The sequence below is a fragment of the Variovorax restrictus genome, from assembly GCF_051216715.1.
Classification (GTDB): domain Bacteria; phylum Pseudomonadota; class Gammaproteobacteria; order Burkholderiales; family Burkholderiaceae_C; genus Variovorax.
Window position 1 is genome coordinate 1 of the sequence record NZ_JBPJZH010000016.1, and the last position, 6,739, is coordinate 6,739.

8 protein-coding genes and 1 pseudogene are annotated in these 6,739 nt (G+C 60.5%); 6 read left to right on the top strand and 3 right to left on the bottom strand.

The window, feature by feature from the left end; translation table 11 throughout:
• The 4 genes from ACSFA0_RS26510 to ACSFA0_RS26525 all read left to right on the top strand — a co-directional run.
• Window positions 1-892: DUF5666 domain-containing protein (locus tag ACSFA0_RS26510; protein ID WP_435453250.1), on the top strand; the 892-nt coding region annotated here is incomplete at its 5' end.
• A gap of 24 nt (window positions 893-916) precedes the next feature.
• Entirely contained in the window at window positions 917-1,201 is a 285-nt protein-coding gene (locus tag ACSFA0_RS26515; protein ID WP_435453251.1) for a hypothetical protein, read from the top strand.
• A 324-nt stretch (window positions 1,202-1,525) separates the two neighbouring features.
• On the top strand, window positions 1,526-1,777 hold the full coding sequence (locus tag ACSFA0_RS26520; protein ID WP_435453252.1) for a hypothetical protein: 252 nt from the start codon (window positions 1,526-1,528) through the stop codon (window positions 1,775-1,777).
• A gap of 87 nt (window positions 1,778-1,864) precedes the next feature.
• Window positions 1,865-2,146, top strand: coding sequence for a hypothetical protein (locus ACSFA0_RS26525; protein ID WP_435453253.1), 282 nt, complete (start codon window positions 1,865-1,867; stop codon window positions 2,144-2,146).
• Between the two features lie 453 nt (window positions 2,147-2,599).
• Here the strand turns inward: ACSFA0_RS26525 and ACSFA0_RS26530 are convergent.
• Window positions 2,600-3,109 (bottom strand): annotated as a pseudogene (locus ACSFA0_RS26530) (histidine phosphatase family protein); the annotation flags it as partial.
• Window positions 3,110-3,379: 270 nt separating this feature from the next.
• Here ACSFA0_RS26530 and ACSFA0_RS26535 point away from each other — a divergent pair.
• The gene (locus ACSFA0_RS26535; protein ID WP_435453254.1) at window positions 3,380-3,712 is read left to right on the top strand and encodes an H-NS histone family protein; all 333 of its coding nucleotides are present in this window, start codon (window positions 3,380-3,382) and stop codon (window positions 3,710-3,712) included.
• 157 nt (window positions 3,713-3,869) lie between these two features.
• On the opposite strand, the gene ACSFA0_RS26540 is transcribed toward ACSFA0_RS26535, so the two are convergent.
• Window positions 3,870-4,763, bottom strand: a complete 894-nt coding sequence (locus ACSFA0_RS26540; RefSeq protein ID WP_435453255.1) for an AraC family transcriptional regulator — start codon at window positions 4,761-4,763, stop codon at window positions 3,870-3,872.
• Window positions 4,764-4,901: 138 nt separating this feature from the next.
• Between ACSFA0_RS26540 and ACSFA0_RS26545 the strand changes: the two genes are divergently transcribed.
• Window positions 4,902-5,864, top strand: a complete 963-nt coding sequence (locus ACSFA0_RS26545; RefSeq protein WP_435453256.1) for an alpha/beta hydrolase family protein — start codon at window positions 4,902-4,904, stop codon at window positions 5,862-5,864.
• 143 nt (window positions 5,865-6,007) lie between these two features.
• Here ACSFA0_RS26545 and ACSFA0_RS26550 read toward each other — a convergent pair whose 3' ends face one another.
• Window positions 6,008-6,553 carry a DUF4256 domain-containing protein gene (locus tag ACSFA0_RS26550; protein WP_435453257.1) on the bottom strand — a complete coding sequence of 182 codons (546 nt, stop codon included), beginning with the start codon at window positions 6,551-6,553 and terminating at the stop codon, window positions 6,008-6,010.
• Window positions 6,554-6,739: the final 186 nt, after the last annotated feature.

Below are 6,739 nucleotides of genomic sequence, written 5' to 3' on the forward strand. Positions count from 1 at the left end.
GACGAATGCGGACTTCACAGCCGGTCAGGCCACCGAGGTCGAGTCGGCCGCAGATGCTCGTGGCGTGATCACGTCGATCGACTTGGGCAACGGCAACCTGGTTGTGCTCGGTATGACAATCACCACCGACGCGACAACGGTTTGGGGCAACGTCTTGGGCCTTGGCGCGCTTGCTCCTGGCATGACGGTTCAGGTGTGGGGCTTGCCCGCCGGACCAGGCTTGCTGCGCGCGACGCGCATCGAGCAAGTGGCCGCTGGCGCGCCCATCCTCTCAGGCGTCGTCCAGAACCTCGACCTGGCCAACCGCAGGTTCCTGCTCGGTGGCCTGACCATTGATTTCAGCCAGACCACGCTACCTCCCGCGGCCGTGGGCGGCGTGAATGTGCGCGTCCGAGCGAGCGCGGCGCCCTCATCGGGCCTGCTGCAGGCGAGCTCCGTCGAGCTTTGGTATCCAGTCTCCCTGCGCGATGGAACGCGACGCCAGCTTGGCGGGGTCGTGACAGACTTCAGCGCGATCACCAACTTCCGCATACTCGGCACCCCGGTGAATGCTTCATCCGCTCAGGTTTCGGGTGGCCCTGCCGCTGCGATCGCCAATGGCGTCGAACTCGATGTCGCAGGCACCGTGAGCAACGGCGTGCTCGTGGCAACGAAGATCAAGATCAAGAAAACCCCTGGCGGGGTCAACACTGCATCCTTCACTGCCAAGGGAACCGTCGGCGCCTTCAAGTCCTTGGCCGAATTCAAGGTCAAGGGACAAGCGATCGACGCCAGTGGCGCGCAGTTCGTCAACGGCACAGCGGCGGGCCTTGGAAACGGAACCAAGGTGAGCATTGCCGGGGCTCGCATCGTCAATGACGTGCTGATCGCGACCCAGGTCACCTTCGATTGAACCGTCACCGACGGAGCTGTCGAGATGACTGAGGCATTGCCGATTCGATTGTTGAAGAGGCTGGCAGCGGCCGGCCCGATGTCCCTCATCGACGTCGACGACATCGAGTGCAGCTGCGTCCTGCTGGCGGCGCATTTGGTTCACGCCGAAGCGCCCTTTGGAATGAGCTATAGGCAAGGAACCCTGGTCAAGCCGATGACGGTGTGGGGGTTGACGCCAGCCGGCGTCAACTTGGCACTGCAAAAACAGCTGGGAGAAGTGGCCAAGCCGGGAGTGAACAAGGCACCCGCGACCTGCGCCACGCAATAGATCACAGGCCTAGGAAAGGCTGCGTCGGAAGACACGTGCAGCGGCGGATCGCACGCTCGAATTCTTCACCGCCAACATCCGCAATCAAAGGCTACCAGCCGCCGCGCCGCTGCGGCCTCGTAGCGCAGTTGATCGGCTGCCCTCGCACGGTGCACATGTATCGGTATGCGAAGGCAAGAGATTTGGCGTTTGTCTTACGACCACAGTGCGACAAAGATAGGAAGCTGTGAATTATTCACATATTTTTCAATCCTGAAGTACCCCTGATGCGACCGACCCAGTCTTCGTCAACGTACCGCGCAGCCCGATGGACAAATTGATGCCATGAATCAACTTCGCAAACTCGCACTTGCCGTCGACGAACCCGAGCCCGGGGAGTTTTACTGGATCATTTTGGAAAGCAAGGACGACGCGATAGTTTGGGAAGAGCTCTCATCGGGAATTCATGGCTATGCCACGTGGCGTGAGGCGTGGAGCTTTGGGATTATCGAATATTCAAAGATGGTCACGGACCAGCGGATTGGCCCGCGTTTCCAAGTTGAAAACCGAGATGCTTCAAGCGCTCGGTGCGCCTGAATATAAAGCTGGCGTAAGTGCGCGAAGCGATAGAGCATATCTCGACGCTGCTGGCTTCGCAGTGCTCACGTGAGATAAGGAGAACGAATGTTCGAACGCTACAAGGCGCGAATTGAAAAATACTGCGAGAAAGAAGGCATAGAGATCCCAGTGGGGTTTTATCGCCACGATATTGGTCGTTATGCCGCGGTCAATCTTGAGTCGGATCCGCCCAAGCTAGTGGCAACGACTTGGACGAATGAAACGGATGCGATCCAGTATTTCCTCGGTCCCGCTGCCAATCAGGCTACCAGGTTGCTCGACTTCAAGGAGCAATGTGAAGTTCGCTTCAACGGAGGCAATGTCCTCGTGCGGGGCGATCCGTTATAGGCATCACCAATGCAGAAATTCCGTACTTCGCAGTACTAAGATTCCGCCAAAATCAATGCGTGCGCAGGGGAACTATTTGACTTCAAGCTTCGTTTGCTCGATGAGACAAGCGCTTTAGTTGATTGAGAAAAGGGCGATGAGGGTTCAATCAGCACCGCAATAACATTGCATTAACCGTTGTATCCGTGGCGGTTCATCGCCTAGGCTTGGGATGTGCTGCCGGTGCTAACTCGCTGACTGCCGACGCATCAGGGAATTTGGGTGGTGGGCACCGATCCAGGCGAGGAGTACGTGACCCCCGCCGGCTGGTCCGGCCAAATCAATCTGCGTCCAGCGAACAACGCTCGGTGTTCTCCGGATGCTCTAATAACAATTGACGCCTGGGATCAAAGTTGAACGGGCCTGTGAGCGTTCCCAAGTGAGGCCTGCCGGGACCTTCCCTTCTCTGCCGCGCTAGACGGCTCGCGTCGACCAGCGGTCAGCCTCGAAGCTGACCTCCAGCTGGTCCGCATTCAGGACTGGATGTTGGGTGTTGAAGGCCCTGAAGTGGGCCATCTTCTGCTGAGCCGTCCAACTCGGGTGCAGCAAGCTTTGCCGGACGGCCTGCATGAACTGCCCGTGGCTAAGAGCATAGACCAGCGCGTCCGACGGCAAGGCCTCAAAGCGCGCCAGGGTGCTGCTGACGCGATCCAGCAAGGTCTGGAAGCTCTCAGCCCCGGGGCCGTCGCAGACCGCTGGATCGGCAAGCCCACAAAACTCGATGTGCGGCAGCCGTGTCTGGCGTGCCGTCCCATTCCAGAGGCTGGGCTCCAGGTAGGTGAACTCTTCCATCGGAAGGATCTCGCCCGGCACATCAGGAAAACGGTCGATCTTCGGCTGTGCTGTGAGATGCGTTCGTAGATATGGCGACAGCGCAATGAGCGTGGAGCGCTGTTGCCAGATGAGCGCCGTGCTTGCAGCTTGCGCATGGCCAGAGCGGTGAGCTTAAGCTTCGAAAGGTCGAAGCTGGAGATGCCGGCGCTTTCGCCGTGACGAACAAAAATCACTTTCACAATGAATCTTTCGAGCCCGCGGACATTCACGCAGGATTGTTGGGCACGCCTGCGTGCAGGCAGCAGGTGCGCTTAGGCGCTTTTCAAAAAAATCTCGAAGATTATTGTAAGAGTCATCCCTACCCTACTTGACCCTTGGGTCAATTCGTTGGATTATATCGCCTTTCATACTGGGTTTCAAATGGCTACCTCTCTCGCCGACATCAATGCAGAAATCAAGAAGAACGAAGAGCAGCTCGCACAGCTGAAAAAGCAAGCGGAGGACTTTCGTAGTCAGGAGCGCGCCGGGGTCATTGATGAAATTCGAAAGAAAATTGCGGAGTATGGGTTGACCGCTTCGGATCTGAAGCTCTCGAGCCGTGCACCGAAGGCACGATCGATCAAGTCAAGCGCCGAAGTGAAATATCGCGGCCCTGCTGGTGAAGCTTGGTCCGGTGGCCGGGGACGCAAGCCGCGCTGGGTCACGGAAGCACTGGCCGCAGGAAAGTCCCTTTCGGACTTCGAGATCACTTAAAAGCTACGCGCTGCGCCACTGTCTGCTTTGGGCCAAGGCAGAAGTTGGATTCTCGCAATCGCGGACGTTCAATCTGCTGCGAAGCTGGCATCCAATCCGTCTATTGATGAACCTGACAATTCGGCCGCAGATTTTGACAGCGGAGAGCAACCACCGCTTAACGATTGCTGCGTGCGAAGTGCGCGGGAGCACGGCCGACGTTTCGGGTGAATGCAACGCTGAATGCGCTGGCCGAGCTGTAGCCGACGCGCTCTGCGACGTCGCCGACCGTCACGCCCTCGCGGAGCAGGCACTTGGCGAGCGCAATGCGCCACCCGAGCAAATATTCCATCGGCGTCACGCCAACGAGTCGGCTGAATCGGGCGAAAAACGCAGACCGGGACATGGCGGCTTCCTGCGCGAGCTCGGCGACGGTCCACGATGCGTTCGGTTGCTCGTGCATCCGCCGCATCGCCACGGCCAGCCGTTCGTCGGCGAGGCCGCGGACGAGGCCAGGCGATGCCGCGCTTCCCGGCGCCGAGCGAAGCGCCTCGATCAAGAGAACGTCCAGTAGGCGCGCGAGCACGACGTCGCGCCCAGGGCGCCGGGCGCGGAACTCCGCATAGATGAGCGACACGAGCGTGGTGAGCGTCGGCTCACCGCGCACAAGCACAAGCTGCGGCAGCAGCGACACCAGCAGCCCCGCGTCCGGCGACGCGAAGACGCAGTAGCCGACAAGCATCCGGACATCGGGCGACGCGTTCGGGTCGCCGTGCCGAATCTCGCCGTCGGAGCGGAACACATACGCCGTCTCCTTCCCGTCCGCGGGCGGCTCAAGGCTCGACACCGTGAAGTCGAATGCGGCCGGAACGAGGACGAAGCCGCCCTGCTCGAGCACCAGGGGCTCATGCCCCTCGACTGTCAGCCGGGCTGTCCCCGCGACGATCGCGCAGAAGAATGGGCGTCCTGTCTCCGCGCGACGCGCGATCCATTTTCCGGCGGCAGTGGCCATCTTCGCGAACGGAGCGCTCGGGCGAAGCAGCGTGACGACCTCAGTGAGCGGGTCGATCATTCCTGGACTATCAAACACGAATGTCGGACTCTGCATTCTATTCAGTCTTGTCTGTGGACGGTATCGTTTGCATGTTCGAGTGCACCGTTAATGGCGGTGCGAGCCCAACCGATACCCAACCGCTGAAAGAACCGTCTCATGTCCACATCGTTATTGTCCATCGTCCCAATCTCGTCCGTCGCACCGGTGCCTGTCGTGTCCGTCAGCCCCATCGTGCTGCCGGCGCCGGGGCGCGCCGTTCCGCTGCAGGTGCGGGTGTCCGCACCGGTGACCGGCCATGATCTTCCAATCGTCCTTTTCTCTCATGGACACGGGACGTCCAACAACCTGTCATCGCTCAACGGGTACGGCCCGCTGGCGAGCTACTGGGCCGCGCGCAGCTTTGTCGTCATCCAGCCGACGCACCTGTCGTCGGCCACCCTGCGCGGCGTCGTCGACGCAAACGGACCCGAGGGAGCGCTCTTCTGGCGCTCTCGCGCCGAGGACATGACGCGCATCCTCGACGCGCTTGATGCGATCGAGGAGGCCGTTCCGGGGCTGCGCGGTCGGATGGACCGAAGTCGGGTGGCTGTAGCGGGGCACTCGCTGGGCGCCATGACGGCGGGGATGCTGCTCGGCCAGCGCGTCACCGACGCCGACGGTTCGGTGGTCGATTTGCGCGACCTGCGGATCACCGCCGGCGTCATCATCGCGGGGCCGGGCAACCCAACGTATCTGACCGGGGCCGCGCGGGACCGCTATCCGATCCTCCGCACGCTCGACTTCTCCGCGATGACCGCGCCCGCGCTCGTAGTGGTCGGCGACCGGGACGTCAACCCGATGTTCTCCGACCAGGCCGAATACCGGGTCGGCGCGTACACCCTGAGCCCCAGCCCCAAGGACCTGCTCACCGTGCTCGGAGGCGAGCACATCCTTGGGGGGATTTCTGGCTACGACGCGGCAGAGACGACCGACGAAAGCCCGGCGCGTGTGGAGGCGGTGGCGCGACTGACCTGGGCATATCTGCGCACAGCCCTCAATCCGGCAGACCCGGCCTGGAAGGCAGCGAGCGACGCGCTCCGCGTTGCACCGAGCTCGCTCGCTCGCGTCGACGCAAAGTGATGCGCGGCTGAGTCCGCGTAAGGACAAGGCGCACTGCCACGTGCCTCTGAAGGGGCCTCGATTGCATACGCTGAGGAATATCCGCTTCTGACCAAGGTCTACCGCGGAGGTGAACATCGGTCCTGCCACCCTCTGGCTGTTGCCTAGACGGTTATTGCGCCTCTGAATCCTCGCGCAGCATAGTAAGACTCAGCTCCGTTGTGATAGACGAAAACTTTGCCGTAGCGTCTGTCACAAAAGAGAGCGCCGCCCAGTTTTCTGATGTCGCGCGGGGTTGCCACCCAGCTGGATGTCTTCAAGTCGTACTCACCAGAGTCCTGAAGAACGCGATACTGCTCCTCCGTCAGCAGAGAGACGCCCATGACGGCAGCAACGTCGATTGCACTGCCCTTTGGCTTGCTCTGTTTTCGGGAATTCAATGCTTCGGCATCGAAGCACAGGCTCCTACGTCCCTGCGGGCTTTCGGCAGAGCAGTCGCAGAATAGGTACTCGCCATCATCGTTTGGAGCGCCGATGACATCGGGCTCTCCTCCGGTCGTCTCCATCACATGGAGCGACTTCAGCTTATGCGGGCTGCCTTGCAAGCGACGATCAACGCCAGCCCAGTCGAGCCCCGGGTGTCGGCTCATGTGTTGTTCGAAGCGAATTTTCAAAGTACCGACGAACATTTCGCGTTGATCTGCCTTCATGCTGCTTCAATCCTCTTTAGCTAGCTGCGTCAGCTGAATTGTGCAGCGGCTCGAATGTCCGCTATTGGCCGATTGTGTTGAAAAACTCGCCCGAATCGCAGTAGTTGGCTCGCCGTTTGCATGTTCTTCGTCATCGACGGAGGTACGCATCATGATGGGTCGGAGCACCGTTCAAGACCAGCTGTT